The sequence below is a fragment of the Streptomyces alboniger genome (assembly GCF_008704395.1).
Classification (GTDB): Bacteria; Actinomycetota; Actinomycetes; order Streptomycetales; family Streptomycetaceae; genus Streptomyces; species Streptomyces alboniger.
In genome coordinates, this window is record NZ_CP023695.1 from 6,228,401 (window position 1) to 6,254,070 (window position 25,670).

The following is a 25,670-nucleotide window of genomic DNA, read 5'->3' on the forward strand; positions in this document are numbered from 1 at the left end:
CACAGGAAGCCGGCCGGCAGAGTTTTGACGAAGGGCGACGACATGTCGGACACCGCACCGCGGCTCGAACCGCTGAACAAGATAATGATCACTTCGCGTGACTTCTCCGAGTACCTGGAGATGTTCGGGCTCACCGAGAACGACGTGCTGGCGGGCCCCGTTCTCGACTGCGCCGCGGGGGCGAGCGACTTCGCCCTGCGGGCACGCGGGCTCGGCGCGTCGGTCGTGAGCGTGGACCCGCTCTACGACCGGCGGCCCGATGAACTCCGGGGACGCGTGCTGGACGAGCTGGACATCGGGGAGCTGCGGGCGCGCGAGGCTCCCCAGCTCTACGACCTTTCCTGGGCGGGCGGGCTCGACGGCTACCTCGGCATGAGGCGCTCGGCCGCGACCGCCTTCCTCGACGACTACGAACGGGCGTGGAGCGGCGGAGGCCCCCGGCCCTATCAGCCGGCCGCGCTGCCCGATCTCCCCTTCGGTGAGGGGCAGTTTCGTCTCGGTCTCGTTCCCAATCTCCTGTTCACGTACGCCAACCTGTTCGACCGGGACTGGCATCGCGCTGCCCTGCTCGAACTGCTGCGTGTCTGCGACGAGGTACGGGTGCATCCGCTCACCGACACCTCGGGGCGGTTCTACCCGGAACTCGACCTCCTTCTGGCGGAACTGGCCGAGCGGGGAGCCGAGTGCCAACTCATCGACGTGGACTACCGGTTGCGTCGCGAGCGCAGCCGTACGCTGGTGTGCCGCAAGGGGCAAGGATCGGTGTGATGAAGGTGCGGCAGGGCGACAAGGACACCGCGCGCGAAGGTACCCGGCTGGACAGATGGCGCGAGAAACTGCCCCAGGGCACCGCGGGCCGCCAACTCACGGCGATGGCGTTGATCGACGCCCTGGGGACCGGTGTGTTCCTCTCCGTCTCCGTTCTGTTCCTGACGGGTGCCGTGGGGTTGTCCGTCGGCCAGGTCAGCACGGGCCTCGCGCTGGCGGCCGGGGCGGGACTGCTGACGACGCTCCCGACGGGGATGCTCGCCGACCGCTGGGGTGTCCGGCGCCTCCTCGTGATCGTGGCGGTGTGGCGTGCTCTGTGCATGGTGGTCTACGCGTTCGTTCCCGGATTCGTGAGCTTCCTTGTCGTCGCCGTCCTGATGGGGTGCGTCGACAAGGCCATGGCGCCCCTCGTGCAGGCGCTCGTGGGCATGGCCGTTCCGGAAGCGGACCGGGTGAGGACCATGGCGGTCATGGGAGCCCTGCGCAACGCCGGCTACTCGGTCGGAGCCCTCTCAGGAAGCGTCGCGCTGGCGCTCGACACCCGGGCTTCCTATACGGCCGTGCTGCTCTGCGGTGGCGCTCTGCTGATGGCGCTGGCCACGGTGGCGGCACGCATACCCCTGTTGCCGGGCAAGGTTACGGACCCCTCGCACCTCGGGCGGAGGCTGTCGGTCCGCATCCTCACCGACCGGCCGTTCCTCGCCATCGCGGTACTGAACGTGGTGCTGGCCATGCACCTGTCGCTGCTGACCGTGGGACTGCCGCTCTGGGTGTCGACGGCCACGACGGCCCCCCGTTGGATGGTCTCCGTGCTGCTCGCGGTCAACACCGCGCTCGCCGTGCTCTTCCAGGTACGCGCGAGCCGGGGCGCAGGCGACCTCACCAAGGCGGCGAAGCTCATGCGCGTCTCGGGGTTCAGCCTGGCGGTCGCGTGCCTGCTCCTCGCGGCGACACCGTCGTTCTCCGTCGTACCTGCGGCAGGTCTGCTCGTGCTGGGCGTTGCCGCCCTCACGGCGAGTGAGCTGTTCCAGTCGGCCGGCGGGTGGGGGATCTCCTACCAACTCGCCCGGGAGGGGCAGGAAGCCACGTACATAGCGCTCTTCTGGCTGAGCGTGGGTGCCCAGCAGGTGATCGGCCCCTTGCTGATCAACCAGTTGATCCACGGAGGCACACTCGCCTGGGCCGTCCTGGCCGCCGTGCAGGTGGCGGCCGGACTGGCGGTACCTCCTGTGACGCGTTGGGCCGCGAGGACCCGGAGCGCCGAGAAGGCGCTGGCATATTGTGGGTCGGATTAACAACTGAGGCGGGCGACGGGGGAGACGGGAAGATGTTCGAGAATGCGGCCATATGGGGCGGACAGGGTGAAGACTGCTTACTCGGCAAATAGGTTCCGGGGCTTGCCGAGCCTGCTGCGTGTCTGGCGGCTCGAGGCCGGGCTACAGATGGAGCGGGGTAAGGCGCTGTCCCAGAAAGAGGTCGCCCACAAGACGGGCGTGAGCGAGCGCTGGTATCGCACCCTGGAGAGCGGGGCCGACGTATCCCTGCCCCCGAATGTCCTCGACCGGCTCGCCGAAACCCTCCGCCTGGGCCCCGATGAACGCATGGCGATCTACGCCCACGCGTTGAGCGGTTCGACTCTGACGCGTCCCTATTCAGTCGAAAGCAGCTCGGAATCAGCCGATCTTGAGGAGCTTGAGGAACTCGTCGAGTGGCCTCAGGACGTGCCCGCGTACCTGATAGATCACACGTGGACCATCATCCGTCACAACGCACACATGGCCCGCTGGTTCCCCTGGGTGACCGAGCCCTCCGCGAACCTGCTGCGCTGGGTGCTCACCGCGCCGGAAGCCCGTGAACAGCTTCTGGGCTGGCACGACCACGTCGAGCACTACCTGGGGCAACTGCGCTTCGCACTGGTCAACTGGCCGGCGGACCCCGTGCTCAACGACCTGCTGGAGCACGTCCTGGCCATCCCCGAGTGCGAGCGGATCTGGCAGGAGAGGCCCAGGGTCGTCGCCTACCGGCAGGGGCACCAGTTCCATCTGCGGGTTCCGTCCGCATCCGCGGAAGAAGTGACGGTCCGTTCCCAGGTTCTTCTCCCGGCGTCGCACCCGGGATGGCGTTTTGTGATTCTGATGCTGCGCCAGGGCGGATCGCGCTAGGAGTTCCCGCCGTTTCCGGGTATTCCAGTGGCACCCGTCAACGCCTGTTCCTCCGACGGTAAATTGTGGCCCGACGGCAGGCGATGAAGATCTGTCGGCGGGGGAGGCGGGAATGCAGGGGACGGTCCTGGACGGCCGGTACACGCTCGTGGAGCGTATCGGCGCGGGCGGTATGGGCGAGGTGTGGCGGGCCGAGGACTCGCGATTGCGGCGGCGCGTCGCCGTCAAGGTCCTCAGCATGCCGCGCGGGACGACCCCGGCCGAGGGGGAACGCCTCCTCGCCATGTTCGTACGCGAGGCGCGGGCCGCAGCGGCCCTCGACAGCTCGTACATCGTGCCCGTCTTCGACCACGGGTCGGCGCACGGCGTCCCCTACCTGGTGATGCCGCTGCTCACCGGACGTACCGTAGGGGACCTGGCCCTGGAGTCGGGGCCCCTGGCGCCCGAGCGGGTCGCCGTGATCTGCGCGCAGGTGTGCCGGGCACTGGCCACCGCGCACCGGGCGGGCATCGTCCACCGGGACATCAAACCGGCGAACGTGATGGTGACGGACGAGGGCACGGTCAAGGTCCTCGACTTCGGCATCGCCAAGTTCCTCGATGCCACCACCACGGCCGGATATCTGACGGGCACCGCCGACGCGCCGGTGGGCACCCTGCACTACATGGCGCCGGAGCGCTTCACGCGGGGCGTGGACGACGGCCGCGGCGATGTGTACTCGCTGGGCTGCATGGTGTACCAACTCCTCGCGGGCACACCGCCGTTCGACGCGGACTCGGCCGCCGCGCTGATGCACGGCCATGTGTACGAGACCCCGGACCGGCTGTCGGTGCGTCGCGCGGGGCTGGCCCCCGAGTGGGACGACCTGCTGGGGCGGATGCTGGCCAAGCAGCCCGCGGACCGGCCGGACGCGCAGGAGGCGGGGGACGCCCTGGACAGGCTGGGTGCGCCTGCCCCGGGCGCCGCGCCACCGCCCGCGCCCGCCACCCCCACGTCCTACTCCCTCGCCCCGCCGCTCCCCCCGATGCCGCAGGCCCCGCCGTCGGCCCCGGCGGCCCCCACGCCCACGGGCGCGTACGCGCAGGGCCAAGTGCCCGCTCCCCTAACCTTCGTGAGCCCCTCAGGCCCCTCAGGCCCCTCGCGTCCCTCCGGGGCTTTCGGCCCCGCCGCCCCGGCTGTCAGGTCGCGAGCCAGGGTCTGGGGCCTGAGCGCGGTCGCGGCGGTCGCCGCGGGCGCGCTGGTGACCACCCTCACGGTCTTCAACCCGTTCGGGGACGGTTCGGACGGCAACCGGGACGACTCCAAGCGGCAGGGCGGGGCCGGCTCCGGTGACGGCGGCGCCATCCGGGGCGACAAGGTGCTCCGGGCCGCGACGCAGAGCCTCACCGTCGGCACCGCGGCCGACTCCAAGGGCCCCGCACCCGTCGTCAGGGGCGCACGCGAGGGCGGTCGGGTCACCGTGCTCGAACCGAGCGAGTTCGACTCGCTCGACCCCGCCTTGACCTGGCCGGGCAGCGGCGGCCAGCAGCTCGCACGGCTGGTGCACCGCGGGCTCACCGCGTTCAAGACCGGGGCGGGCGGCTCGGTGAAGGTCGTCGGCGACCTCGCCGAGGACGCCGGCCGGACGACGAACGGCCGTGACTGGACGTTCAGGCTCAAGAGCGGACTCACCTACAACGACGGCACGCCTGTGCGCTCCGAGGACTTCCGGCACGCCATCGAGCGCACCTTCGAGTCCGGACTCGGCGAGGGCGACCAGACCCTGCGCACCGCCCTCTACGGACCCAAGGGCGCCCGCGCCGAGTCCGCGAAGAAGAGCGCGATCGAGACGCCCGACGACCGCACGGTCGTCTTCCATCTCGCGGGCGTCCACCGCGACTTCAACGTCGTCCTCGCGGGGCCGTCGGGAGCGCCGGTCCCGCGGGCGGCCGACGGCGGGACCGGCAGCTCCGAGCCGCTGCCCTCCACGGGCCCGTACCAGATCAGCGGCTCCGCCGACCCCAAGGACCTCACCCTCACCCGCAACCCCAAGTGGCGCAAGGGCACCGACCCCGTGCGCAGCGCCTATCCCGACAGCTATCGGATCCAGACAGGCTTGGGGCCCGAGGAGATCCGTGCCCGCATCGGCTCGGCGCCCGCGGGCAAGGCGCTCATGACCTTCTCCGGCGCCGACGACCCCAGCGGCCGGCGTGGTCCGGAGGGCAGCGCGAAAGTGGTCACGTCCCCCACCTGGCACACGCAGTCGTACGTCATCAACACGGACCGGGTGAGGAACCTCGACGTACGCAGAGCCATCGCCACCGCCCTGCCCGGCGACGACATCCTCAAGGCGAGCGGCGGGGAAGGCCGCTTGACCACTCACTTGCTGCCGCCGGGAGTGCCCGGGACCCTGGGCTTCGACCCCAACCGCCGGATGGTGAACGGCGATACGGCCAGGGCGCGGAAGTTCCTCCTGGAGGCGGACGAGATGGGCTACCGCCTCACCCTCGCCCACCCGGACACCAGCACCGACAAGAACCGCGCGGAGGCCGTCGAGGCGGGCCTGGAGGGAGCCGGGTTCGAGGTCACGGTCAAGCAGGTGCCGCTCTCCTCCTTCTGGAGCGGCGTGGCCGACGGCAAGTACGACATGGTCCGCATGGCCGTCGGCGGCGGCCTGCCCACCGCCTCCAACTACCTGCCCGACTACTTCGACGGACGCCATGACCGGGCCAGGTCGAGCAATTACAGTCGGCTCGACAACGCGAAGGTGAACGCGGCGATCGACGCGGCGAACGGCGCGGCGGACCTCAAGGACTCGGGCAGGCTGTGGGCCGAGGTGAACCGCCTGGTACTGGAGCAGGCGGCCGCCGTCCCGGTGTTCGTCCCCGAGCGCACCTACCTGTACTCACCGGCGTTGCGCGGGCTCCAGGTCGACCTGTCCGGGCTCTCACCGGTGAACGCGTACGTCAACGGGTGATACGCGCGTCGTACGCCCTTCGCATGACCGAAAGCGAGCAACGAGACTTGACGCGATATATCGCGTCTCCTACTGTCGCCCGTGCTCGACAACACCACCCAGACCGCGGCCCTGGGCAATCCGTCTCCCCCGGCGGTGTCCAGGGCCGCTTCCTACGCGCCGGGGTGGCGCTTGGTGAGAAGGCGTGCGAGGGGCGGGACGGCGACGCCCGCCAGGAAGGCGGCGAACGGGAGGGCGACGGTGAGCCACGGGTTGGGGAGCGGCCGGTAGGTGGCGGTGCCGTTCCTGATCTCGATGAAGCCGCGGGGGTGGGCCCTGACGCAGCCGGCCCCACCGGTTTCGGAGGCGGTGGGGGAGGTGGGGCCGAGGCCGAAGCCGTAACCGACTTCGGCGACGGGGATGACGGTGACCTCCGCGGCGGTGACGGCCTCGCCGAAGACGACCGTCCCGGCGGCCCGCTCGCCGATCTCCTCGGCCAGCCGCTCCAACTGGGCGCGGTGGGCGTCGTCGCCGGTCGGGTGACCCGACGGGGTGGGCAGAGCCGTCTCGTCCGGGGCGGTCACCGGTGCCTCCTGGGGCAGTGCGTACGCGCGACGAGCCCGAGCCTAGCGCAGCGGCGGATCGTTCCGTCATCCACGTACGGGTGATATGGGGCCTATCGGGTGCGGGAGTTGGGGAGTCACGGAGCGGCCCGGCACGAAGCGCCGGGCCACGGGCAACACCGCCGAAGTGAAGGAGATCTCACATGCGCCGTACCGCCGCCGTCGTCCTTGGAGCCGTCACCCTGCTGGGGATCCTCACGGTGCCGGCGAGCGCCGTTCCGGACCCGATCGCGACCCTCGGCTGCGTGACACAGGCGGCCGGTGACGTCACGGGGCTCGTCGATCCGGCCGCCCCCAGCGTCCCCGCCGAGATCCCGGGCGTCGGCTGCCTCGCGCCGTGACCTGAACCACCGTGCTCCGTCACGCACTTGCGCTGCCGTCCGGGACCCGCGCGAGTGCGTGACGGTTACGAGGCGCGGCCGGCCCCGCCGGTCAGCCCCATCGGTAGCCGTCACCGAAGAGGAGGGTGTGCTCCAGCACGTCCTCCAGCGGATCGTCGATCTGGCCGGTGCTGATCAGCGCCACCCTGGGCGCGTTGTGCGAGTTCTCATGCGTCTCGTCGGCGTGAGCCGTGCCGGAGCACAGCACGGCCGGCCCGGCCACCATCGCCGTGACCAGCACCCAACGGGACGTTGCCTGCACCCAACCGCCGTTCATGACAGCCTCCTTGGACCCTGCGCGGGGGCCGCCCACCGCGGCCCGCTCGCCGTGTGTAACCCCGCCGCGTCCAAGAAGTCACCGACGATCATACGAACGGGTCGTAAGACGCCCGCCACCCGCACCGACAGAGAAGGCAGCCACATGCGTCATCGCCGCGCCCTGACCGCCACCCTCCTGGGAATCCTCATCCTCGCCCTCGCCGCCGTGGCGGTCCCGGCCTCGGCGGCACAGCGGGCGGTGGCGAACCCTTCGCCGCTGCCCCTCCCCGAGTCACTGATCACGGAAGGAGTGACGGTCGAGGGCCCCCTCATCAACAATGTGGGGATTCCGCACCTTCTGTGAGTTCCGGCGGGAACCCGGTCCAGCGCAGCTCCGCGGGCAGGTGCCGCATGTCGTTGTAGAAGACCAGTGAGGCGGGGCGCCCCGGACGAGCCAGCCGATCAGGAAGTTGTGCGTGACGACCAGCTCGTGCCGCGGCTCGTCGCCGGGCACCGGCCCGGTGAACCGCGCCAGCGCCTCGCGGGCCAGCGCGGGCCCGCCCTCACGCTCTTGCGCGGGGAACTGCGCGAGGCGCCGGAGCGTGGCTTCGGCACTGTCCGGGGGGAGTTCGTCCGCGCTCGGCAGGTACGGGACGTAGTCCCCGGCGGCCTCCGACCGGTGCACCGGAACCCCGCCGAGCCGCTCCCCGATCAGCCGGGCGACCCGAAGCCGCTCCCCGAGCAGAGCGGCAGCGCTGCCGGCTGGCTATTCCCGCGTGCCCTCGTCCTCCAGGTTGCCCTCGGTCTCCAGGTAGGCCTGGCGCAGCGCTTCCAGCACCGCCGGGTCCGGCTTGGCCCACATGCCGCGCGACTCCGCCTCCAGGAGGCGCTCCGCGATGCCGTGCAGGGCCCAGGGGTTGTTCTCCTGGAGGAACTGGCGGTTGGTCGGGTCCAGGACGTACGCCTCGGTGAGCTTGTCGTACATCCAGTCGGCGACGACGCCGGTCGTGGCGTCGTACCCGAACAAGTAGTCCACGGTGGCGGCGAGTTCGAAGGCGCCCTTGTAGCCGTGGCGGCGCATCGCCTCGATCCACTTGGGGTTCACGACGCGGGCGCGGAAGACGCGTGAGGTCTCCTCCACCAGCGTGCGCGTGCGGACCGTCTCGGGGCGCGTCGAGTCGCCGATGTACGCCTCGGGGGCCGTGCCCCGCAGGGCGCGCACGGTCGCGACCATGCCGCCGTGGTACTGGAAGTAGTCGTCGGAGTCCGCGATGTCGTGCTCGCGGGTGTCCGTGTTCTTCGCGGCGACCGCGATGCGCTTGTACGCGGTCTCCATCTCGGCGCGGGCCGGGCGGCCTTCGAGCCCGCGGCCGTAGGCGTAGCCGCCCCACACCGTGTAGACCTCGGCGAGGTCCGCGTCGGTGCGCCAGTCGCGGGAGTCGATGAGCTGGAGCAGGCCCGCGCCGTACGTGCCGGGGCGGGAGCCGAAGATGCGGGTGGTGGCCCGGCGCTCGTCGCCGTGCTCGGCCAGGTCGGCCTGGGCGTGGGCGCGTACGTAGTTGTGCTCGGCGGGCTCGTCCAGCGAGGCGGCGAGGCGCACCGCGTCGTCGAGCAGGCCGATCGTGTGCGGGAACGCGTCGCGGAAGAAGCCCGAGATGCGCAGCGTCACATCGATACGCGGGCGGCCCAGCTCCTCGTACGGAATGGCTTCCAGGCCCGTGACGCGGCGCGACGCGTCGTCCCAGACGGGGCGGACGCCCAGCAGCGCGAGGGCCTCGGCGACGTCGTCGCCCGCCGTGCGCATCGCGCTCGTGCCCCACAGGGACAGGCCGACGGAGGTGGGATAGCCGCCGTTGTCGTTCCTGTACCGCTCGATGAGCGAGTCGGCGAGGGCCTCGCCGGTCTCCCAGGCGAGGCGGGACGGGACTGCCTTGGGGTCGACCGAGTAGAAGTTGCGGCCGGTCGGCAGGACGTTGACCAGGCCGCGCAGCGGGGAGCCCGAGGGGCCCGCCGGGACGAAGCCGCCGTTCAGGGCGTGCACCGCGTGGTCGAGTTCGGCGGTGGTGGCGGCGAGGCGCGGGACGACCTCGCGGGCCGCGAACTCCAGGATGGCGGCGACCTGTTCGCCCTGGTCGGCGGGGACGGCCGAGAGGTCCCAGTCCGCGTCGTCCATCGCCTGGACCAGTGCGCGGGCCTTCTCCTCGGCCTCGTCGGCGCTCACGCGCGTCGCCGCGGACTCGTCGAGGCCGAGGGCCTCGCGCAGGCCCGGCAGCGCGGTCGTGCCGCCCCAGATCTGGCGGGCGCGCAGGATCGCGAGGACGAGGTTGACGCGGTCGGCGCCCGCCGGGGCGGTGCCGAGCACATGCAGGCCGTCGCGGATCTGCATGTCCTTGATCTCGCAGAGCCAGCCGTCGACGTGGAGCAGGAAGTCGTCGAAGCCGTCGTCGTCCGGGCGGTCCTCAAGGCCGAGGTCGTGGTCGAGCTTCGCGGCCTGGATGAGCGTCCAGATCTGCGCGCGGATCGCGGGAAGCTTCGCCGGGTCCATGGAGCTGATCTGCGCGTACTCGTCGAGGAGTTGCTCCAGGCGCGCGATGTCGCCGTAGGAGTCCGCACGGGCCATCGGCGGCACGAGGTGGTCGATGAGCGTGGCGTGCACGCGGCGCTTGGCCTGGGTGCCCTCGCCCGGGTCGTTCACCAGGAACGGGTAGATCAGCGGGAGGTCGCCGAGCGCGGCGTCGGGGCCGCAGGCCGCCGAGAGGCCCGCGTTCTTGCCGGGCAGCCACTCCAGGTTGCCGTGCTTGCCGAGGTGGACCATCGCGTCCGCGCCGAAACCGCCGTCGGCCGCGGGGGCCGCGATCCAGCGGTAGGCCGCCAAGTAGTGGTGCGAGGGCGGCAGGTCGGGGTCGTGGTAGATCGCGATGGGGTTCTCGCCGAAGCCGCGCGGCGGCTGGATGAGGATGAGGAGGTTCCCGCGGCGCAGGGCGGCGAGCACGATGTCGCCCTCCGGGTCACCGCCGTCGCCCACGCGGGAGCGGTCCAGGAACATCTCGCCGGGCGGCGGGCCCCAGTGCTCCTCGACGGAGTCCCGCAGCTCCTGCGGCAGCGTCGCGTACCACCGCTTGTAGGCGGCGGCCGGGATGCGGACGGGGTTGGCGGCCAGCTGCTCCTCGGTGAGCCATTCCTGGTCGTGGCCGCCCGCGTCGATCAGCGCACGGATCAGCTCGTCGCCGTCACCGGAGACGATGCCCGGGATCTCCTCCGAGGGGCCGAAGTCGTAGCCCTCACCGATGAGCCTGCGAAGGAGCGCCACGGCGGACGCGGGGGTGTCGAGGCCGACCGCGTTGCCGATCCGCGAGTGCTTGGTCGGGTACGCGGAGAGCACCAGCGCGAGGCGCTTGTCGGCGGCCGGGATGTGCCGCAGACGCGCGTGGCGCACGGCGATCCCGGCTACCCGGGCCGCCCGCTCGGCGTCCGCCACATAGGCCGGGAGCCCGTCCTCGTCGATCTCCTTGAACGAGAACGGCACGGTGATCAGACGTCCGTCGAACTCCGGCACCGCGATCTGGCTCGCCGCGTCCAGCGGCGAGACGCCCTCGTCGTTCTCCTCCCAGGCCGAACGCGAGCCGGTCAGGCAGAGCGCCTGGAGGATCGGCACGTCGAGCCCGGTCAGCGCGCCCGCGTCCCACGACTCGTCGTCGCCGCCCGCGGAGGCCTCGGCGGGCTTGGTGCCGCCCGCGGCGAGGACCGTGGTGACGATGGCGTCGGCGGGCCGCAGCGCGTCGATCAGCTCGGGCTCGGGAGCCCGCAGCGAGGCCACGTACAGCGGCATCGGGCGGCCGCCCGCGTCCTCGATGGCGCCGCACAGGTCGTCGATGAACGCGGTGTTGCCGCTCATGTGGTGGGCGCGGTAGTAGAGCACCGCGACGGTCGGGCCCTCGATGTCGCGCGCGGTGCGCTCCAGCGGGCCCCAGGACGGCGCGGGCGCCGGCGGGTCGAAGCCGTGGCCGGTGAGGAGCACGGTGTCGGAGAGGAAGCGGGCCAGCTGCTCCAGGTTCGCGGGGCCGCCGTGCGCGAGGTAGGCGTGCGCCTCGGCGGCGATGCCGACCGGCACGGTCGAGGAGGCCATGAGCTGGGCGTCGGGCGCCTGTTCACCGGTGAGGACGACCACCGGCAGACCGCTGGCGGTGAGCTGGTCGAGGCCGTCCTGCCAGGCGCGTACGCCACCGAGGAGGCGTACGACGACGAGGTCGGCGCCCTCCAGCAGGGAGGGCAGCTCGGCGAGGTCCAGACGGGACGGGTTGGCGAACCGGTAGTCGACCGGACCCCCCGCCGCGCGGGCGCTGAGCAGGTCGGTGTCGGAGGTCGACAGCAGCAGAAGCATGCGTGCGCAGGCCTTCCTCGGGGTGTCCGCGCCCCGGGTGGTCGTATGGACGGCAGGAGTTCCTGGCTCGCCCCACCTCGGTGGGGTTCACAGTGGCGGGACCGCGCCGGATTCGCACCGGGCTTCCTCCCTCGGGTCCTGGTGGACCCACGCCGTCGCTGGCGTCGGCGAACCTGGCGGCCCGCCGCCTGCATAGTAAGTCCTGCCCACCGATCGCGGGGCGGCCACCTGCCAGGACGGGCCGTCTCGGGAGGCGACCGCCCGGATCCGCCTGGGTATGCTCGCCGCCATGCCGCCCAGCCGAGCAACTTCCATGAAACAGGGCGAATCCCCCATACGTGACCGGATACGCGACCGGGGTGACGCCTGCCCCGGAGCCCTCCGTCTGCACCGCGCCGACGACGGCGCACTGGCCCGACTCCGCCTGCCCGCAGGCCTTTTGACGGGTCATCAGGCATCGGTTCTGGGTGACGCGGCGGAGCGTCTGGCGGACGGGAACCTCAGCGTCACCTCGCGCGGCAACATCGAGCTGCGCGGCCTCGGCGAGAGCTGCGGCGCGGAACTCTCCACGCTCCTCGCGGACGCGGGCCTGCTGCCCTCCGAACGCCACGAGCGCGTCCGGAACATCGTGGCGTCCCCGCTGGCCACCCTGGACCGACTCGGCCACGCCGACGTGCAGTTGTGGGCCCGTGAGCTGGACGGACTGCTGTGCGCCGAGGACTGGACGACGGCGCTTTCCGGCCGCTTCCTGTTCGCCCTGGACGACGGGCGCGGGGACGTGGCCGGGCTCGGCGGCGATGTGACCTTGATCGCAGAATCGGGCGGTACGGCGGTCGTACGCGTCGGGAGCCACGCCCTGCGCGTCCCCGGCGCCGCCGCCCCCCGCGCCGCACTCGCCGCCGCCGGGGCCTTCCTCGCCGCCGCGCGTGAGGCGGGCAACGGAGCCTGGCGGGTACGGGAGCTGCCCGCGGGGCACGCCGTCGACCTCGCCGGAGCGCTGCGGCGGGGCACCGAGGGCAGCGACGGCATCGACGCCGAGCCCGCCGCCGCCCCGCACCTGCCCCGCCCCGCCGCGCCCCTGCCCGGCGTCGTCGGCCGCGCGGTGGCGGTGGGCGCCCGCCTCGGCCGGGTCACGGCCGCCCAGTGGCGCGCCCTGCTCCCGGCCCCCGCCGACGAGCTGCGGGTCACGCCGTGGCGCGGCTTGGTCATCCCGGGCTTCCGGGACGACGCGGCGGCCCGCGCACGCCTGACCGCGCTGGCCGACGCCGGCTACCTCACCGACCCGGGCTCGCCCTGGCTCGGCGTAGGCGCCTGCACCGGCCGCCCCGGCTGCGCCAAGTCCCTCGCCGACGTACGCGCGGACGCCGTTCCCGGCGCCGGGGGCCTGCCCGTCCACTGGTCGGGCTGCGAGCGCCGCTGCGGCCACCCGCACGGCGACTGGGTCGGCGTCACCGCTATCGGCGACGGGCGCTACGAGGTGACGGCGCACACCGGCGGCACCGCGGTGCCCGTGAACGGCGGGACCCTGACCGAGACGGTCACGACGGCACGTACGACATCCGCAACCACCACCACAACGGCCACGAGATGAGCGAGAGCACAGTGTTCGACTACGAGAAGGACGGCGCGGCGATCTACCGCGAGTCCTTTGCCACCATCCGCGCGGAGGCGGACCTCGCCGGTCTGCCCGCCGATGTCAGCCAGGTCGCGGTGCGGATGATCCACGCCTGCGGGATGGTCGACCTCGTCCGCGATCTCGCCTTCAGCCCGCGCGTGGTGGCCGACGCCCGCAAGGCGCTGCGCGACGGCGCGCCGATCCTGTGCGACGCGAACATGGTCGCGAGCGGCGTCACCCGCAAGCGGCTGCCCGCCGACAACGACGTGATCTGCACCCTCGCCGATCCGTCCGTCCCGGACCTCGCGGCACAGCTCGGCACCACGCGCAGCGCCGCGGCCATGGAGCTGTGGCGCGACCGCCTCGAAGGCTCCGTCGTCGCCATCGGCAACGCCCCCACCGCCCTCTTCCGCCTCCTGGAGATGATCGAGGCGGGCGCCCCGCGCCCGGCGGCGGTCCTCGGCATCCCGGTCGGTTTCGTCGGCGCCGCCGAGTCCAAGGACGCGCTCGCTGAGCACCGCTCGGGCCTGGAGTACCTGGTCGTACGGGGACGTCGTGGCGGCAGCGCGATGGCCGCGGCGGCGATCAACGCGATTGCGAGCGAGGCGGAGTGAACACCGAGACCACCCGAGGGAAGCTCTACGGAGTCGGGCTCGGCCCCGGCGACCCCTCCCTGATGACCGTGCGCGCCGTCGAGGTCATCGCCGCCGCCGACGTGGTCGCGTACCACTCGGCACGGCACGGCCGCTCCATCGCCCGCCGCATCGCGGAGAAGCACCTGCGCGCCGACCACATCGAGGAGCCGCTGGTCTACCCCGTCACCACGGAGACCACCGACCACCCCGGCGGCTACCGCGGTGCCCTCGACGACTTCTACGAGCAGGCCGCGGCGCGCCTCGCCGCGCACCTCGACGCCGGGCGCACCGTCGCCGTCCTCGCCGAGGGCGACCCGCTCTTCTACGGCTCCTACCAGCACATGCACAAGCGGCTCGCCCACCGCTACGACACCGAGGTCATTCCCGGGGTGACCTCGGTGAGCGCCGCCGCCGCCCGCCTCGGCGAACCCCTCGTGGAGGCCGAGGAGGTCCTCACGATCCTGCCCGGCACCCTCCCCGAGGAGGAACTGGCCGCCCGCCTCGCGTCGACGGACTCGGCGGTCGTCATGAAGCTCGGCCGCACGTTCGGCAAGGTGCGCGGCGCCCTGGAGCGCGCGGGCCGCCTCGAAGAGGCCCGGTACGTGGAGCGCGCCACCATGGAGGGCGAGCGCACCGGCCGGCTGGCCGACGTGGACCCGGAATCGGTGCCGTACTTCTCGGTGGCGGTCCTGCCGAGCCGCGTGGCGCCGCTGACCGGCGGCCCCGCGCCCGAGCCCGCCCCGGCAGGACGGGGCGAGGTCGTCGTGGTCGGCACCGGCCCGGCGGGGCCCCTCTGGCTGACCCCCGAGACGCGCGGCGCGCTCGCTGCCGCCGACGACCTGGTCGGCTACACCACCTACGTCGACCGCGTGCCCCACCGCCCCGGCCAGCGGCGGCACGGCTCCGACAACCGCGTGGAGTCCGAGCGTGCCGAGTTCGCCCTGGAGCTGGCGCGTCGCGGGCGGCGCGTCGCGGTCGTCTCGGGCGGCGACCCCGGCGTCTTCGCGATGGCCACGGCCGTCCTGGAGGCGGCCTCGCAGGACGCGTACGAGGACATTCCGGTCCGGGTGCTCCCGGGAGTGACGGCCGCCAACGCGGCCGCCGCGCGGGCAGGTGCCCCGCTCGGCCACGACTACGCGACCCTCTCCCTTTCGGATCGGCTCAAGCCGTGGGAGGTCATCGCCGAGCGCCTGGCCGCCGCGGCCGCCGCGGACCTCGTCCTCGCCCTCTACAACCCCGGGTCGCGCAGCCGCACCTGGCAGGTGGGCAAGGCGCGGGAACTGCTCCTGGAGCACCGGACGCCGGACACGCCGGTGGTGCTCGGCCGGGACATCGGCGGGCCCGAGGAGAGCGTGCGGGTCGTACGGCTCGGCGACCTCGACCCTGCCGAGGTCGACATGCGGACGCTGCTCATCGTGGGGTCGTCCCAGACGCGGTGGACGCGCAGGCGCGGGGGCGCGGAGCAGATCGTCTGGACGCCGCGGAGGTACCCCGAAGGGGGGTGAGCGGTTCTCGGCGCGTCGCGCGTCCGCGGGTGCGTGGGGGCTGGTCGCGCAGTTCCCCGCGCCCCTTACGGGGCCAGGCTGAACCGGCGCAGCCAGGCGGCCGCCTCCTCCGGGGCGGTAGCCACCGGGACGCCCTCCGGGACCGGAGGGCGCCGGACCACCACCACAGGAACCCCCGCCTCGCGCGCAGCGACAAGCTTCGGGGCCGTCGCCGCGCCCCCGCTGTCCTTCGTCACCACGACGTCGATCCGATGCGTACGGAGCAGCTCACGCTCCCCGTCGAGCGTGAAAGGCCCCCGGTCGAGGAGGACCTCCACGCGGGCGGGGTGGGGCGGCTCCGGAGCGTCCACGGAGCGTACGAGGAACCAGAGAGCGTCCAGCTCAGGGTCCCCGGCGAAGGCGGCGAGGCCCATGCGGCCCGTGGTGAGGAACACCCGCTCGCCCAGCGCGGGCAGGACCCGCGCCGCCTGTTCCAGGGAGTCGACCCGATGCCAGTCGTCGCCCTTGTCGGCGACCCAGCCGGACCTGCGCAGGGCGAGCAGGGGAACATGGGCGAGCGCGGCGGCCGACGCCGCGTTGAACGAGATCGTCCCGGCGAAAGGATGGGTGGCGTCGATGAGCGCGTCCACGCGGTGCTCCCGCACCCACGCCGCCATCCCCTCGGCCCCGCCGAACCCGCCGACGCGGACCTCGCCGGGCGGCAGCCGGGGCGCGGCGACCCGCCCCGCCAGGGAACTGGTCACCCGCAGCCCCGCCTCGCCCGCGAGCAGCTCGGCCAGGCGGCGGGCTTCGGTCGTTCCCCCCAGAATCAGTACGTGCACGGAGTTCGGTTTCCTTCATGAGTGAGCCAAGTCAGCCGGGTCAGCCAAGTGAGGCAAAGGGCGGACGCAGCGCCCAACTCAAGCACACCGGTCTGCGGCCGGGATGGACGACCGGCGCCTGTGCGACGGCGGCCACGACGGCCGCGTACACGGCGCTGCTGACCGGCGACTTCCCCGACCCGGTGACGATCACGCTGCCCAAGGGCCAGACGCCCGCCTTCGCGCTGGCCGCCGAGGAGCGCACGGACGCGTACGCCATGGCGGGGATCGTCAAGGACGCGGGCGACGACCCGGACGTCACGCACGGCGCGCTGGTGCGCTCCACGGTACGGAGGCTGCCGCCCGGCACGGGCGTCGTCTTCAGGGCGGGCCCTGGCGTAGGCACGGTCACCCGCCCCGGTCTGCCCCTGGAGGTCGGCGAACCCGCGATCAACCCCGTCCCCCGCCAGATGATGCGGGACCACGTGGCGCTGGTGGCCGAGCGTGCCGGAACCACGCCGGACGTGGAGATCACCATCTCCGTCGACCACGGCGAGGAGATCGCCCGCTCCACGTGGAACCCCCGCCTCGGCATCCTCGGCGGCCTGTCGATCCTCGGCACCACCGGCATCGTCGTGCCCTACTCCTGCTCGGCGTGGATCGACTCCATCCGGCGGGGCGTGGACGTGGCGCGGGCGGCCGGGCGCACGCACGTCGCGGGCTGTACCGGCTCGACGTCGGAGAAGACGGTCGTCGCGGAGCACGGCCTGCCCGAGGACGCCCTCCTCGACATGGGGGACTTCGCGGGCGCGGTCCTGAAGTACGTACGCCGCCACCCCGTCGACCGCCTCACCATCTGCGGCGGCTTCGCCAAACTCTCGAAACTGGCGGCCGGCCACCTGGACCTCCACTCGGCCCGCTCCCAGGTGGACAAGGGCTTCCTCGCGGAACTGGCCCGCGCGGGCGGCGCCTCCGACGCCTTGGCGCGGGAGGTGGCAGCCGCCAACACGGGCCTGGAGGCCCTGCGCCTGTGCGAGGCGGCGGGCGTCCCCCTGGGCGACCTGGTGGCGACGACGGCGAGGGACGAGGCACTGGCGGTACTGAGGGGCGCCCCGGTAACGGTCGACGTCATCTGCATCGACAGGGCGGGCGCGGTGGTGGGCCGAAGTGCCCCGTAAGGGCCCTCAGCAGACGTGCCGCTCCCGCTCGGGAGAGTACAGATGGCTGTCACGGAACTGCGAGGCACCCAACGTACGACCGACCATGATCACAGCGGTCCGCACGATCCCCGCCTCCTTCACCTGCCCCGCGATATCGCCGAGGGTCCCCCGGAGAACCACCTCGTCGGGCCGGCTGGCAAGCGCCACCACGGCAGCGGGGCACTCCGCGCCGTAGTGGGGGAGGAGTTCCTCGACCACCCGGTCGACGTATCCCGCGGCCAGATGCAGGACGAGCAGCGCCCCGCTGCGGCCCAGCGTGGCGAGGTCCTCGCCCTCGGGCATGGCCGTGGCCCGCTGGGCGATCCGCGTGAGAATGACCGTCTGCCCGACCGTCGGCACGGTCAGCTCCCGCTTCAGCGCCGCGGCCGCCGCCGCGAACGCCGGCACCCCGGGCACCACTTCGTACGGCACGCCCGCCGCGTCGAGGCGCCGCATCTGCTCGGCGACCGCGCTGAAGACGGACGGATCGCCCGAGTGCAGCCGCGCCACGTCGAGCCCGGCCTCGTGGGCGCGGACCAGCTCACCGGTGATCGCGTCCAGGTCGAGTTGCGCGGTGTCCACAAGACGCGCCCCGTCCGGGCATTCGGCGAGCAGTTCGCGCGGCACCAGGCTGCCCGCGTACAGGCAGACCTGGCAGGCGGCGAGCGTGCGCGCGCCGCGCACCGTGATGAGGTCGGCCGCGCCGGGCCCCGCGCCGATGAAGTACACGGTCATCTGCTGTCAACTCCTGCTTTCGTGCGGTGACTTGGTGACGGACCACTGGGTGACCGGCATGGCCTGCCGCCACCCGGTGAAACCGCCGACGGGGACGGCTTGTGCGACGGCGAGCCGCACCAGCTCGCCGCCATGACGCCGGTACCAGTCGGTGAGCAGTGCCTCGGACTCCAGTGTGACGGTGTTCGCGACGAGCCGTCCGCCGGTGGGAAGGGCCTCCCAGCAGGCGTCGAGGAGACCGGGCGCGGTGAGGCCGCCACCGATGAAAACGGCGTCAGGCATGGGGAGTTCGGCCAGCGCGCCAGGCGCCGCGCCGGTGACGACGCGCAGCCCGGGCACGCCGAGCCGGTCGGCGTTGCGGGTGATGCGCTCGGCCCGCACCGCGTTCTTCTCCACGGTGACGGCGCGGCACGAGGGGTGCACCCGCAGCCACTCCACCGCGATCGACCCCGACCCGCCGCCCACGTCCCACAGCAGCTCCCCGGGCGCGGGCGCCAGCGCCGCGAGGGTGGCCGCGCGGACGTACCGCTTGGTGAGCTGGCCGTCGCTCTCGTACGCCGCGTCGGGCAGCCCCGGCACGGCGCCGAGCCGCAGGGCGCCGGGGGAGCGGCGGCACTCGACGGCGACGACGTTCAGCGCGTCACCGGGCGCGTGCGACCAGGCGTCGGCGACACCCTCGTACGCCGACTCGTGCTCGGAGCCGAGCTGTTCGAGCACGCGCAGCCTGCTCGGGCCGAAGCCACGCTCGCGCAGGAGGGCGGCGACCTCGCCGGGGGTGCCGGCGTTCGCGCTGAGCACGAGGAGGCGTCGGCCGTCGTGCAGCGCGGCGGCGAGGCGCGCGGCCGGACGGCCGACGAGCGTGACGACCTCGGTGTCCTCGACGGGCCAGCCGAGGCGCGCACACGCGAGGGAGACGGAGGACGGGTGCGGCAGGACCCGCAGGGCGGCGGCGCCCATCTCCTCGCTCAGGGCGCGTCCGATGCCGTAGAACATGGGGTCGCCACTGGCGAGTACGGCGATCCGGCGCCCCGCGTGGGCGGCGAGCAGGCCCGGTACGGCGGGCCGCAGCGGCGAGGGCCAGGCGACGCGCTCGCCCGGGCAGTCGGGGAAGGGCAGCAGATCCAGTTGGCGGGAGCCGCCGACGATCACCTCGGCGTCGGAGAGCGCCGCGCGCGAGGCGGCGGGGAGCCCGCCCCAGCCGTCGGCCCCGATCCCGACGACAGTGACGGCCGGTATGTCTGCGGGGGATGCGGGGGTCACTGCTGGGTACCTGACCTCGGGGTTCGGGAAGGGCTGCGCAGCCGCACTCTACTGGTGACCAGGCGGCGGCCCCTTATCGCGAACCACTCGCGACAGGGGGTACGGGCGGCTCCTCGGCTCGCGGACCTTCGGCGTCGGTGGAGTTCGCGCCGGCACCCCGACCGTGTCGCAGTTGGGCTGAACGGGTGACTTGGCGTAAGAATTGGCCGGTGCAGACAATGAGTGCGAGCCAGGACGGGGTGGGCCAGTGAGTAGCAGTCAGCGCCACGACGTCACCGACGAACAGTGGGAAGGGCTCGCCCAGGTCGTACCGCTGCGCAGCCGCAACGAATGGCCCTCGTGGCCGGGACACCGCGCGCTGCCGGAGGCGGAGACCGAGACGCGACGGCGTTTCGTGGTGATGCGGGTCAACGTCTTCTCGGACGCCCGAGAGGTCGCCGAGACCGTCATGTCGCAGATCCCGGTCCTGCTCGACCTGACGGGCGCCGAGACCGAAGTCGCCAAGCGGGTACTCGACTTCAGCAGCGGTGTGGTGCTGGGCCTCGGCTGCGGCATGCACCGGGTCGACAAGAACGTCTTCCTCCTCGCGCCACCCGGCACGGAAGTGCAGGGACTGGTGGAGGCGGTCGCACAGCCTTAGCCTCTGGCAGGCCGCCGCGGTGAATCTTCCGAGGGAACCCCTCGATCGTAGGAAGGGCGGCTGGGCGTAACGGTTCGCCCGGTCCGCCGCCCCTTAGCTTCCGAGCATGACGGCGCATACTCCGGAGCCGGCCCCGCGGCCGACGGCAGGCCAGGACCGCCCGCAGATCACGGAGCTGCGGCTGTCCGCCTTCGCCGGGCACCGCGGCACGGTGCTTCCCCTCGGCGCGCTGACGCTGATCACGGGGCCCAGCGGCAGCGGCAAGTCCAGCGCGATGACCGCGTACGAGGCACTGGCGCGGCTCGGCGCCGGTGCCGAACTCGTCGACGTCTTCGACGACCCTTCGGCGTGCGTGCCCGAACGCGCCCGCGCCGACGGCCAGCGGCGGCGCGGATTCCGCATCGGCTGCACGGTCGAGGGGCCCGCCGGAACCGTCCGGCTCGACCTCGCCGTCCAGGCCGAGCCCGAGCTGCGCGTCGTGGGCGAGCGGCTGACCCGTGGCTCGCTCGTCCTTCTGGAGACGGCGCTGCGCGATCCGGGGCGCCGCATGGTCCAGGCGGCCTGGCACACCGCGGGCGCGGCCCCCGTGACCCGCGCCCCGATGCCGGACGACCGGCTCGGCACGGCGCTCGTGCCGCTGCGCGTGGCGGGCAAGACCGACGGGCAGCGCCTGGTGCTCGCGGCGGCCGAACAGGTCGTGGTCGCGCTGCGCTCGGCGTTCCCCTGCGACCCTCGGCCCAGCCGGATGCGCGCACCGGTCCCGGCGGGGCTGATCGGGGCGGGCCGCCTCCTGAGCGGCTGCGACAACCTCGCCGAGGTCCTGTGGCGCACCCGCTCCGAGTGCGCGGGACGCCACGCGCTGCTCGTCTCGGCGGTGCGCGACGGCTGCGCGGGGCCGGTCGCCGACGTGTTCTCCGAAGAGGCGGAGGACGGGTCGGTGCAGGCCTTCGTGGACCGGGGTGACGGGGTGCGTACGCCCCTGACGCGGCTCGGGGACGGCGAGTTGCGGTACCTGGCCCTGGCGCTCGTCCTGCTCACCGGGCCCGGCGTGCTCGCCGTCGACCCGGTGGCGGAGGTCCCGCAGGCGTATCAGACCCTCACCGTCCTCGCCGACGGCCTCGACCGCCGCCTGGACGCGCGGCAGACGCGCGCGCTCGGCGAACTGGCGGCGCTGACCTGTGCGCGCGGGCACATCCGCCTGGTCGGGGCGGTGCGCGACGCGGACTGGGCGGCCGACGCGGCCGGCGCCTCGGTGGTAGACCTGGGGCTGTGACAGAACGACTTGATGTAGCGGGACTCCAGCGCCGGCTGGCCGATTTCGCGGCGGCCCGCGACTGGGGGCAGTACCACACCCCCAAGAACCTGGCCGCCGCGCTGAGCGTGGAGGCGTCCGAACTGGTGGAGATCTTCCAGTGGTTGACGCCGGAGGAGTCGGAGCGGGTGATGAAGGACCCGGACTCCGCGCACCGGGTGACGGACGAGGTCGCCGATGTCCTCGCGTACCTGTTGCAGTTCTGCGAGGTCCTGGGGATCGACGCGCTGGCCGCGCTCGCGGCGAAGATCGAGCGGAACGAAGAGCGTTTTCCGGCGGCAGACGGGCCGTGACGCCCGCGGCGTGATCGCGGCGTGACCGTCGTTTGCCCGCCGCGTGCCCGCCTTGAGCCTGCCTTTTGGACCCCCTTTCCACCTGCTGTCGGAGCCCTCTTCAACATTTTCGTCACTCTCCGGAGTGGATGGCTTGGCCAAACTCGATTGCTTGTCCACAGATTTCCGGCTTCCCCTGGCTTTTCGACCGGATGAGTATCACTCTGGGTAGTGGACGTGGGAGTGCGGGCGGACGTGCGGCGTATGCGCGCGGGAGGGATGGGGGGTTGCGCATGAACGCGATGCGGCTCATCGAGGCGAACCGGCGCGCCCTGGCGCGAAGCGAGGACCCGGTCGCCATCGTCGTGGAGGTCTGGCAGTCACAGGCGCTCGCGCAGGCGATCGGCAGCCGCCTCGCGGTCGCGGGCCCTCCGGAGTTACGGGGAGAGGCGCTCGGCCTGAGCGAGGTCGGCGGCAGGGCCTGCGGGCTGCTCGACGCCCCGCGCCTGGGGACGGAGGACATCCGGGCCGCGCGGCTGACGGAGACGGGCGACGCCCAGGAGGTCCTGCTCGCCCTCGACCAACTCTTCGGCGAGGTCGGTATCGCGCTCGTCGGGGTCGCCATGGGCGCCGCCGACGAGGGGGTGTACTGGCAGTGCATGGAGGCGATAGACGCCGCCGACGAGTCCAGGGACCGGGTCCTCGAAATGCTGCGCAGACTCGCGGTGCGGGAGCGGGGCCTGCCCGAGCCGGACTCGGCGGCGGGCCCGTCATGAGGCGCCGGCGCACGGACCTCGCGGAGCGGCGCCCTCGCTCGGGCCCGGCCGTCGTTCTGTTACGGCTCCCGGGGCGCGGACCGCTGCACAACCGCGGAGGGCTGCGGCGTGGTGGAGGAGGACTGCTGGAGGTCGGCGTCGAGTTGGGTCAGGTCCGCGTTGAGCGCCGCCATCAGCTCCTCCATCTGCTGGAGCAGGCCCTTCGGCGCGCTCTGCGGCGCGGGCACGGACGGATCGTGCGCTGCCTCCTGCTCGGGGACGGCTTCCTGGGACATCACGGCCTCCTCGGCCCTCGCCCTCCCGACGGGGGAGGGCAGTTGACGCGAGCGACGCCCCGGCGGCGGCCGCCGGCGCGGGTGCCGGGCGGTCCGGCTCCGCCCGAGGCAACGATCTCCCGGCGGGCCGGGTCACTGGGGCGGGCCCGCACCAGCCGTGCCGTTGACGGATTTTCACCCGACTGGGGCGGCCGCGGACCGGCGGGACCGGTGGGGTTGACGAGCGTTCGAGCATGCAGGATGGAGCCATGGATCTTCGAATCTTCACCGAGCCCCAGCAAGGGGCGACCTACGACACGCTGCTCACCGTCGCCAAGGCCGCGGAGGACCTCGGCTTCGACGCGTTCTTCCGCTCGGACCACTATCTGCGCATGGGCTCCGCCGACGGCCTGCCCGGTCCCACGGACGCCTGGATCACCCTGGCCGGACTCGCGCGGGAGACCAAGCGGATCAGGCTGGGCACGCTCATGACCGCGGGCACCTTCCGGCTGCCCGGCGTACTCGCCATCCAGGTGGCCCAAGTCGACCAGATGTCGGGCGGCCGGGTCGAACTGGGCCTGGGCGCGGGCTGGTTCGAGGAGGAGCACAAGGCCTACGGCATCCCCTTCCCCAAGGAGAAGTTCGCCCGCCTGGAGGAGCAGCTGGAGATCGTCACCGGCCTGTGGGCCACCGAGGTCGGCCAGACCTTCGACTTCGACGGCAAGCATTACCAGCTCACCGACTCCCCGGCTCTGCCGAAGCCCGCGCAGTCCAAGGTGCCGGTCCTCATCGGCGGCCACGGCGAGACGCGCACACCGCGCCTCGCCGCGCAGTTCGCCGATGAGTTCAACATCCCGTTCGCCTCGGTCGAGGACAGCGAGCGGCAGTTCGGCAGGGTCCGCGCCGCCGCCGAGCAGGCCGGGCGCCAGGGCGACGATCTGGTGTACTCCAGCGCGCTGGTGGTCTGCGTCGGCAAGGACGACGCGGAGGTCGCCCGGCGGGCAGCGGTCATCGGCCGGGAGGTGGACGAGCTGAAGGCCAACGGCCTGGCGGGCTCCCCGGCCGAGGTCGTCGACAAGATCGGGCGCTATGAGGCGGTCGGCGCGAGCCGGATCTACCTCCAGTGCCTCGACCTCGGTGACCTGGACCACCTGGAGATCATCTCCTCGCAGGTGCAGTCACAGCTGTCCTAGCCCAGCGGGCGTCAGCGCCCGCAGCCGTAGGGCGGCTCCCATACGTGGCCGCCGGGCGCACCCCTCCGGTGCCCGGCGGCCACTCGAAAGCACCGGTCGCCAGGGGGGGCGACGGCTCACTGACCTGTCGAGCGGCCGAAGAACTCCAGCTCGGCGACGGCCACCTGGCGCTCCTTGCCCGCGCCGTACGCGGAGCGCAGGATCAGCCGGGCGCTCACCGCGTCCCGTACGCGCACGTCGAGCTTCTGCACGCCCCCGTCGTTGATCCGGCGGTGCAGGGTGTGCTCCTTGCCCGCCGAGTCGCTGACCACCAGGTCGAACTCCATGGGCCTCGCCTGCTCGGCCGCCTGCGCGGTGCGCGCGGAGGTGCCCGGGGTGATCAGCAGGTTGAGCAGGTCGGTGGGCTGGCCGAAGTCGGCCTGGATCCACTGGCCCGCCGAGTCGCCCGCGTAGCCAGTGCCCCACCAGGTGTTGGAGTAGCCGTCGAAGGCGAGCTTCGCCGCCTGCTTGGGGGCGGAGTGCGAGGCGCTGGAATCCGTGGGGCGGACGGGGACCCGCTTGGCGAAGTGGTCCTGCACGGCCCGCGCGGCCGGGGGCCCGCCGACGATCCCGCCGACCACCAGGCCGGCGATCACCGCGACGCCCACGGCCCGGGCGATCCACCGGGTGCGGTCACGGTCCAGGCGCGGCCGCTGACCCGCGTAGGGGCCCTCGGCTGTGGGGGCCGCGGAGTCCTTCAGGGGATTGGCGCAGCTGCGGCAGAAGTGCCGGCGGGGCGCGTTGGGTGTCCCGCAGCTGCGGCAGGCCGCGCCGGATTCGGGCTCGGCGGGCACCGCGGCCTGCCGCACCCGGGGGCGCGCCGCCTCGGGCCTGCCCGGCAGGACGCCGCCCGGCGTCTCCGGGGGCGCGACGGGCCCGGAGGCCTCCGGCACGGGGACGAGCAGTGAGCGTATGGCCGTGTCGGACACGGAGGCGCCGGGGGTGTCGGCGGTGCCGGAGGTCGCAGGGGACTCAGAGGTCGCGGAGGGCTCAGAGGTCTCAGAGGCCTCGGGGGAGGAGCCGCGGCCGGGGGTCGTGGGGAGCGGGGCCGTGGTGTCGGCGCCATCGGAGGCAGGCTCGGACGCGGGCCGGGGCCGGTCGGGCTCACCGGACTGCTGCCGGGGTGCGGCGGGGCCGTCCTGGGCGGCCGGCGCGTTCGCGGGGCCCGCCGGGGTGTCCCAGCGGAGGAAGGCGCCGCAGGAGTCGCAGAAGGACTGGCCGCGCTGCCGGGCGGGGGTGCCGCACTCGGGGCACGGGGGCGTGGTGGAGGGGGAGGTGGGCATCTCGTCCGTCTCGGGCTGCTCGGGCATCTCAGGTTCCTTCAGGGAAAGGCGTGGCGGTCACCTCGGCCGTGAAGGGGAGGTGTGCGGGGCGGGCGGCGGCGACGACCGCCCGCAGGCGGTGCGGGTCCACCGACGCGGGGTCGGGCACGCGCAGGGTGACGTGCAGGGCGGGGCGCGGGGTGCCGGGAAAGGGGCCGAGCGGGCGCGCGGACCAGGTCGCGCCGCCGCTCTCGCTGATCTCCGGCCGTATGCCGAAGGCGAGTTCGACGGCGGCGGACAGGCCGCGGCGGGTGCCGCGGACGCGGTGCAGCGCGACGGCCGACGCCACCGCGTGCCGGCGCGTCGGCAGCGGCTCGGTGCCGTCAAGCTCCGTGCCGACCCAGTCCGTCAGCCATCCGAGGAAGTCCTCGGGCGCCAGGGCGGGCGTGAAGTACGCCTCCAGACAGTCCAGGACGGTGAAGACGGGCGCGAGCACGATGTCGAGCCCGGAGACGAACCGCAACGCGAAGTCGTCGTCGGCGAACACCGCGGGCAGCTGCTCGCCGAGCGGATGCGCGGAGACGAGCCCGGGCAGCGAGCCACGCCCTGGGCCGGGGGCCGCGCGTCCACCCGCCTTGCGCAGATCGGCGGCCCGTGGCATCGGCG

24 protein-coding genes, 1 pseudogene and 1 riboswitch are annotated in these 25,670 nt (G+C 73.1%); of the genes and pseudogenes, 15 read left to right on the forward strand and 10 right to left on the reverse strand.

All coding sequences use genetic code 11. The features are described from left to right. Positions 1-42 precede the first annotated feature (42 nt). From CP975_RS27485 to CP975_RS27500, 4 genes are all read left to right on the forward strand, one after another. Positions 43-768, forward strand: coding sequence for a hypothetical protein (locus CP975_RS27485; protein WP_150477454.1), 726 nt, complete (start codon positions 43-45; stop codon positions 766-768). Then, positions 768-2,063, forward strand: a complete 1,296-nt coding sequence (locus CP975_RS27490) for an MFS transporter (protein WP_055530541.1) — start codon at positions 768-770, stop codon at positions 2,061-2,063. The genes CP975_RS27485 and CP975_RS27490 overlap by 1 nt, the downstream gene beginning before the upstream one ends. Before the next feature lie 102 nt (positions 2,064-2,165). Then, positions 2,166-2,930 (forward strand): helix-turn-helix transcriptional regulator, encoded by a 765-nt coding sequence (locus CP975_RS27495; RefSeq protein WP_167532739.1) that lies wholly within the window; start codon positions 2,166-2,168, stop codon positions 2,928-2,930. Positions 2,931-3,042: 112 nt separating this feature from the next. Continuing rightward, positions 3,043-5,886 (forward strand): protein kinase domain-containing protein, encoded by a 2,844-nt coding sequence (locus tag CP975_RS27500; RefSeq protein WP_150477456.1) that lies wholly within the window; start codon positions 3,043-3,045, stop codon positions 5,884-5,886. A 152-nt stretch (positions 5,887-6,038) separates the two neighbouring features. Here CP975_RS27500 and CP975_RS27505 read toward each other — a convergent pair whose 3' ends face one another. Next, the gene (locus CP975_RS27505; protein WP_246201644.1) at positions 6,039-6,449 is read right to left on the reverse strand and encodes a GerW family sporulation protein; all 411 of its coding nucleotides are present in this window, start codon (positions 6,447-6,449) and stop codon (positions 6,039-6,041) included. 182 nt (positions 6,450-6,631) lie between these two features. Between CP975_RS27505 and CP975_RS27510 the strand changes: the two genes are divergently transcribed. Next, positions 6,632-6,829, forward strand: a complete 198-nt coding sequence (locus CP975_RS27510; RefSeq protein ID WP_055532302.1) for a hypothetical protein — start codon at positions 6,632-6,634, stop codon at positions 6,827-6,829. A 91-nt stretch (positions 6,830-6,920) separates the two neighbouring features. On the opposite strand, the gene CP975_RS27515 is transcribed toward CP975_RS27510, so the two are convergent. Next, positions 6,921-7,145 (reverse strand): hypothetical protein, encoded by a 225-nt coding sequence (locus CP975_RS27515; protein WP_055532304.1) that lies wholly within the window; start codon positions 7,143-7,145, stop codon positions 6,921-6,923. A 144-nt stretch (positions 7,146-7,289) separates the two neighbouring features. Here CP975_RS27515 and CP975_RS27520 point away from each other — a divergent pair, with 144 nt between their 5' ends. Next, a complete protein-coding gene (locus CP975_RS27520; RefSeq protein ID WP_055532305.1) occupies positions 7,290-7,490 on the forward strand; it encodes a hypothetical protein in 201 nt (66 codons plus the stop codon). Here the strand turns inward: CP975_RS27520 and CP975_RS35955 are convergent. Together CP975_RS35955 and cobN are read right to left on the reverse strand one after the other, a co-directional pair. After that, positions 7,459-7,877, reverse strand: a pseudogene (locus tag CP975_RS35955) (histidine phosphatase family protein); the annotation flags it as partial. The gene CP975_RS27520 and the pseudogene CP975_RS35955 overlap by 32 nt on opposite strands. 15 nt (positions 7,878-7,892) lie before the next feature. After that, positions 7,893-11,507 (reverse strand): cobaltochelatase subunit CobN, encoded by a 3,615-nt coding sequence (gene cobN / locus CP975_RS27530; protein ID WP_055532307.1) that lies wholly within the window; start codon positions 11,505-11,507, stop codon positions 7,893-7,895. Positions 11,508-11,550: 43 nt separating this feature from the next. Beyond that, a riboswitch (cobalamin riboswitch) is annotated at positions 11,551-11,670 on the reverse strand. Positions 11,671-11,784: 114 nt separating this feature from the next. Between cobN and CP975_RS27535 the strand changes: the two genes are divergently transcribed. Genes CP975_RS27535 through CP975_RS27545 form a run of 3 tightly spaced genes read left to right on the forward strand, consistent with a single transcriptional unit; the run spans position 11,785 to position 15,262 of the window. Beyond that, on the forward strand, positions 11,785-13,098 hold the full coding sequence (locus CP975_RS27535) for a cobalamin biosynthesis protein CobG (RefSeq protein WP_150477457.1): 1,314 nt from the start codon (positions 11,785-11,787) through the stop codon (positions 13,096-13,098). A gap of 11 nt (positions 13,099-13,109) precedes the next feature. Then, a complete protein-coding gene (locus CP975_RS27540; RefSeq protein ID WP_150477988.1) occupies positions 13,110-13,736 on the forward strand; it encodes a precorrin-8X methylmutase in 627 nt (208 codons plus the stop codon). Further along, positions 13,733-15,262 carry a precorrin-2 C(20)-methyltransferase gene (locus CP975_RS27545; protein ID WP_055534242.1) on the forward strand — a complete coding sequence of 510 codons (1,530 nt, stop codon included), beginning with the start codon at positions 13,733-13,735 and terminating at the stop codon, positions 15,260-15,262. The genes CP975_RS27540 and CP975_RS27545 overlap by 4 nt, the downstream gene beginning before the upstream one ends. A gap of 65 nt (positions 15,263-15,327) precedes the next feature. On the opposite strand, the gene CP975_RS27550 is transcribed toward CP975_RS27545, so the two are convergent. Further along, positions 15,328-16,083 (reverse strand): cobalt-precorrin-6A reductase, encoded by a 756-nt coding sequence (locus tag CP975_RS27550; protein WP_055534240.1) that lies wholly within the window; start codon positions 16,081-16,083, stop codon positions 15,328-15,330. A 17-nt stretch (positions 16,084-16,100) separates the two neighbouring features. On the opposite strand from CP975_RS27550, the gene CP975_RS27555 reads away from it, so the two are divergent. Continuing rightward, entirely contained in the window at positions 16,101-17,240 is a 1,140-nt protein-coding gene (locus CP975_RS27555; protein ID WP_055534239.1) for a cobalt-precorrin-5B (C(1))-methyltransferase, read from the forward strand. Positions 17,241-17,246: 6 nt separating this feature from the next. Here the strand turns inward: CP975_RS27555 and cobM are convergent, their stop codons facing one another. Beyond that, positions 17,247-17,996 (reverse strand): precorrin-4 C(11)-methyltransferase, encoded by a 750-nt coding sequence (gene cobM / locus CP975_RS27560; RefSeq protein ID WP_055534238.1) that lies wholly within the window; start codon positions 17,994-17,996, stop codon positions 17,247-17,249. A 6-nt stretch (positions 17,997-18,002) separates the two neighbouring features. Beyond that, the gene (locus tag CP975_RS27565; RefSeq protein WP_055534236.1) at positions 18,003-19,256 is read right to left on the reverse strand and encodes a bifunctional cobalt-precorrin-7 (C(5))-methyltransferase/cobalt-precorrin-6B (C(15))-methyltransferase; all 1,254 of its coding nucleotides are present in this window, start codon (positions 19,254-19,256) and stop codon (positions 18,003-18,005) included. Positions 19,257-19,503: 247 nt separating this feature from the next. Here CP975_RS27565 and CP975_RS27570 point away from each other — a divergent pair, with 247 nt between their 5' ends. The 4 genes from CP975_RS27570 to CP975_RS27585 all read left to right on the forward strand — a co-directional run bounded on the left by CP975_RS27570 (position 19,504) and on the right by CP975_RS27585 (position 22,256). Next, positions 19,504-19,896 carry a cell division protein SepF gene (locus CP975_RS27570; RefSeq protein ID WP_030792236.1) on the forward strand — a complete coding sequence of 131 codons (393 nt, stop codon included), beginning with the start codon at positions 19,504-19,506 and terminating at the stop codon, positions 19,894-19,896. A gap of 106 nt (positions 19,897-20,002) precedes the next feature. Continuing rightward, positions 20,003-21,169, forward strand: coding sequence for an AAA family ATPase (locus tag CP975_RS27575; RefSeq protein WP_055534234.1), 1,167 nt, complete (start codon positions 20,003-20,005; stop codon positions 21,167-21,169). Further along, positions 21,166-21,501 (forward strand): nucleotide pyrophosphohydrolase, encoded by a 336-nt coding sequence (locus tag CP975_RS27580; protein ID WP_055534233.1) that lies wholly within the window; start codon positions 21,166-21,168, stop codon positions 21,499-21,501. Before CP975_RS27575 ends, CP975_RS27580 begins: the two co-directional genes overlap by 4 nt. Before the next feature lie 272 nt (positions 21,502-21,773). After that, entirely contained in the window at positions 21,774-22,256 is a 483-nt protein-coding gene (locus tag CP975_RS27585; RefSeq protein WP_055534232.1) for a DUF6099 family protein, read from the forward strand. A 59-nt stretch (positions 22,257-22,315) separates the two neighbouring features. Here the strand turns inward: CP975_RS27585 and CP975_RS27590 are convergent, their stop codons facing one another. Next, on the reverse strand, positions 22,316-22,531 hold the full coding sequence (locus CP975_RS27590) for a hypothetical protein (RefSeq protein ID WP_055534231.1): 216 nt from the start codon (positions 22,529-22,531) through the stop codon (positions 22,316-22,318). Positions 22,532-22,779: 248 nt separating this feature from the next. Between CP975_RS27590 and CP975_RS27595 the strand changes: the two genes are divergently transcribed. Further along, entirely contained in the window at positions 22,780-23,703 is a 924-nt protein-coding gene (locus tag CP975_RS27595) for an LLM class F420-dependent oxidoreductase (RefSeq protein ID WP_055534230.1), read from the forward strand. Between the two features lie 116 nt (positions 23,704-23,819). Here CP975_RS27595 and CP975_RS27600 read toward each other — a convergent pair whose 3' ends face one another. Together CP975_RS27600 and CP975_RS27605 are read right to left on the reverse strand one after the other, a co-directional pair. Further along, a complete protein-coding gene (locus tag CP975_RS27600) occupies positions 23,820-25,052 on the reverse strand; it encodes an NADase-type glycan-binding domain-containing protein (protein ID WP_150477458.1) in 1,233 nt (410 codons plus the stop codon). Between the two features lies 1 nt (position 25,053). Further along, entirely contained in the window at positions 25,054-25,665 is a 612-nt protein-coding gene (locus CP975_RS27605; RefSeq protein WP_055536033.1) for a phage tail protein, read from the reverse strand. Between the last annotated feature and the right edge of the window lie 5 nt (positions 25,666-25,670).